Source organism: Pedobacter sp. 01N416 (assembly GCF_056399685.1).
Genome location: NZ_JBFTRT010000522.1, coordinates 1 through 3,580, shown reverse-complemented (window position 1 = coordinate 3,580; position 3,580 = coordinate 1). Strand labels below are relative to the sequence as shown.

The window sequence follows — 3,580 nt, the reverse complement described above, 5'->3', positions numbered from 1 at the left end:
GGTGCTAATTGTAAAACTTTCTGCAAAAGCTTCAGGCTGAAAAATTGAAGTAGATTTTAGCACAACTTTTCCCGGCTTACGTTCAAACCATTCGAAAACAGCGGTTAATAAACCTTGAAAAGTGCCATCGAAAATGTAGGTCATGGGATTTATTTTAGTCCGTCATTCCCGCGAAGGCGGGAATCTTAATGCCGTAGCTTTGAGATTCCCAATCAAGTTGGGAATGACGATCGTGGGGTTTTAAAACAAAATCATCTGGTTGCTATCTGTTTTTAAATATTTGCTCTGGCTTTCGGCCAAAATAAAAGCCTTAATCTGTGTGCCCTGATAATCTTTCAGCTGATAGGGGCTATCCAGGCAAACAATAAAGTGTTTGGCCCGGTTATAAGCCACACCGATTTTTTTCAACTGGTCAATCCTGAGTTTTCCGAACTTTCTGGCCTGTACAATTTTTTGGGCCGACATTACACCGATACCCGGTATCCGGAGAATCATTTTATAATCAGCCGTATTAATATCCACAGGGAAATGCTGCATATTTCTAATCGCCCAGCTTAATTTTGGATCGATATCAATATCAAGGTTCTGGTTGGCATCGTTTAAAATTTCCTGCACTTTAAAGCCGTAAAACCGCATTAACCAATCGGTTTGATACAACCTGTTTTCTCTCAGCAATGGTGGCTGTGTACCAATTACAGGCATCCTGGTGTCGTTGCTAATGGGTACATAACCCGAATAATAAACTCTTTTCAGAGAAAAGTTTTTGTAAAAGGTATTCGCGGTGTACATAATATCTTTGTCGCTCTCGGGTGTGGCGCCAATAACCATCTGTGTGCTTTGTCCCGCAGGTACAAATGTTGGTACATGTTTGATCAGTTTTTTATCGGCAGTAAACTGGTTAATCTGCTGTTGCACAAAAGCTAAAGGTTTAATTACTTCCTCGTGGTTTTTCTCGGGAGCCAAAAGCTTCAAGCCGGCTTCAGTTGGCATTTCTAAATTAATACTCATCCGATCAGCATATAAGCCAGCTTCTTTAATCAGTTCATCGCTGGCACCTGGAATGGTTTTTAAATGGATATAGCCGTTGTAGTTCTGTTCCAAGCGGAGTTTTTTAACCACTAGCAACAGCCGTTCCATGGTAAAATCGGCATTTTTGAAAATCCCCGAGCTTAAAAACAGGCCTTCAATATAGTTGCGGCGATAAAAATTCATGGTCAGTTCTACCACCTCATCTACGGTAAAGGCTGCACGTTTTACATCGTTGCTTTTCCGCGAAACGCAGAACAAACAATCGTAGATGCAATGGTTAGTCAGGAGGATTTTTAAAAGCGAAACACATCGGCCATCTTCAGTGTAGGTATGGCAAATGCCGGATGTATGGCTATCGCCAAGGCCTTTATTGGTATTTTTTCTCGTGCCGCCGCTTGATGAACAAGAAACATCATATTTAGCGGCGTCAGCAAGAATATTTAATTTTTCACGGATTCGATCAAACATAGGGATATATTTACTAACAAAGATAGTTTAATAACTAAAAATATTAGTAAATAGATTTATCTAACCTATTCTATTTTGGAATAATAATGTTAACTAAAAACTGTTCGAAGGGTTAAGCTTTCTGCTTATTGGCAGTTGATGTGCAATATTATAACTTTCCTGATAATATTGCAGTTCAGAAAAGAAGCGGTCGGCCTCTACTTCGTGGTTTTTAAGTGGACTAAAGTTGGCCACGAAATCCGGGTCTTTAAATGCAATTTGATAAAAGTAACCTCCATTGTGGTTATCGAACATTTCGGTTACGCTGGTTACATTTTCCCATCCAGAAAAAAACTCGGTTCTCCGGTATAAGAAAGAAGTACTTTTTAATTTAAAACTTATACCTTTTTCACTGATTAAAATTTTACTATGTACAAAAATCTGCGTTTTGGTAATCCATAATAAAAGAAGTGCCATTAAAATAATTGATAGCGAAACAAATATCAAAGTGGACGTTTCGGAAAGCGATGAAGGTAAACTAAAAAGAGAATACAGCATTAAGGAAATGAAGAACACAGGAATGCCAACCATCGCGATTAACAAAACACTATTTTTATGGTATTTTAGTTTATAAGGATGCATGAGGATTAATTTTTGTAAAGTTAAGCCCTAATGCGTGGTTTCGGAATACTTACTATTAGGTATTTTTATGGCTTATTGCTGATTATTTCCCATCCCACTCTTTATAAAAGTGCTCCAGGTATAGAAGCATAAAATTGTGTCTTTCTACGGCTATTGCTATCCCTGCTTCAGTATTCATCATGTCTTTCAACAACAGCAGTTTTTCGTAAAAATGGTTAATGGTAGGCGCGGTGGTATTTTTATAACTTTCTTTAGTGAGGTGTTCTTCGGGTAAAATAGCCGGATCGTAAAGTACCCTGTTTTTGAATCCACCATAAGTAAATGCTCTTGCAATACCAATGGCTCCGATGGCGTCTAAACGATCTGCATCCTGTACAATTTGCATTTCTTTTGAGGTGAAACCTGTGCCATCAAAACTATTTTTGAACGACATGTTCTGGATAATCAGTTTAACATGGGCAATAACCTCAGCATCAACAGCTATCGATGCTAAAAATGAAGCAGCCATGTTCGGTCCCAGTTCTTCATCACCATTATTAAATTTAGGATCAGCAATATCATGCAACAATGCGGCAAAGGCGACTACAAGTTCGTCGCCATTTTCTTGTTGATTAATGGTTTGAGCGGTTTTAAAAACACGCTCAATATGGAACCAATCGTGCCCTGCCTCGGCATTGGCTAGTGTTTTCTGAACAAAATCGATAGTTTTTTGAATGGTAGCCTGCATCGTTCTAAATTTGTTCCAAAGGTATTGGAATTATTTGCAGGGTAAAAGAAATGATATCAACAGCGCCTGGGTATTAACTCGCCGCTGCTGTCCTGTTCTCATCATCAGCAATAATTTTAATTAAATCATTGTGGTTAAGGGTTAATAAATGAGATACTTCAACCTCCAAAATTGCAGCAATTTGGAACAAACGATCGATAGTTAATTTACTATAACCGAGCTCAATTTTGCTGTAGGCATTTTGAGATATTTTCAATTTCGCCGCCAGATAATCCTGAGTATAGTCTCTGTATTCTCTAATTTTTCTAATATTGCCGGCAACGTTCTTTGTCTTTAAAGCCAATACATCTTCCATAAAAAAGGGATAAATTTTTTTAATGTTTATTTCATTATGTACGAAACTTTAACCGCAACAGTTTTTAAAAGTATTAATTTTAGCACTATTGGGAATTACGCGAAACGGATTAATGAACTAATTGTTACAACAAAAAAATAACCTAAATGTTTAAGTGTTTTGTTTTTGGTTGATAATCAGGTTCTTGTATTGGTTGTGCTTTAGGTGGAAGGAGCGATAGGATACATTTAGAACATTATTGCGTTATGCAGCTCAAATCAACGAGAGAAAAGGTGGGCGGTAAGAAAACGCAGAAAAATTAATTATTTAAGGGTTAATATAGCCCCCAGTCATCTTCAAATTCGTCTTTTTCGAAATATTTAACCCATTCGATAAAGAGT

The 3,580-nt window shown here is 37.5% G+C and carries 4 protein-coding genes; all 4 read right to left on the bottom strand.

Features of this window, described 5'->3' with window-relative positions; translation table 11 throughout:
- Positions 1–240 precede the first annotated feature (240 nt).
- A complete protein-coding gene (locus tag AC1DND_RS22820) occupies positions 241–1,497 on the bottom strand; it encodes a putative DNA modification/repair radical SAM protein (protein WP_477584889.1) in 1,257 nt (418 codons plus the stop codon).
- Positions 1,498–1,590: 93 nt separating this feature from the next.
- A complete protein-coding gene (locus AC1DND_RS22815) occupies positions 1,591–2,118 on the bottom strand; it encodes a hypothetical protein (protein WP_477584888.1) in 528 nt (175 codons plus the stop codon).
- Between the two features lie 82 nt (positions 2,119–2,200).
- On the bottom strand, positions 2,201–2,845 hold the full coding sequence (locus tag AC1DND_RS22810; RefSeq protein WP_477584887.1) for an HD domain-containing protein: 645 nt from the start codon (positions 2,843–2,845) through the stop codon (positions 2,201–2,203).
- Positions 2,846–2,918: 73 nt separating this feature from the next.
- Positions 2,919–3,200 (bottom strand): helix-turn-helix domain-containing protein, encoded by a 282-nt coding sequence (locus AC1DND_RS22805; RefSeq protein ID WP_029274217.1) that lies wholly within the window; start codon positions 3,198–3,200, stop codon positions 2,919–2,921.
- Positions 3,201–3,580 lie beyond the last annotated feature (380 nt).

What these genes read in the sequence shown, in the direction of transcription:
- AC1DND_RS22820 (WP_477584889.1), bottom strand. Translation starts at nt 1,497, where the DNA reads ATGTTTGATCGAATCCGTGAAAAATTAAATATTCTTGCTGACGCCGCT.
- AC1DND_RS22815 (WP_477584888.1), bottom strand. Translation starts at nt 2,118, where the DNA reads ATGCATCCTTATAAACTAAAATACCATAAAAATAGTGTTTTGTTAATC.
- AC1DND_RS22810 (WP_477584887.1), bottom strand. Translation starts at nt 2,845, where the DNA reads ATGCAGGCTACCATTCAAAAAACTATCGATTTTGTTCAGAAAACACTA.
- AC1DND_RS22805 (WP_029274217.1), bottom strand. Translation starts at nt 3,200, where the DNA reads ATGGAAGATGTATTGGCTTTAAAGACAAAGAACGTTGCCGGCAATATT.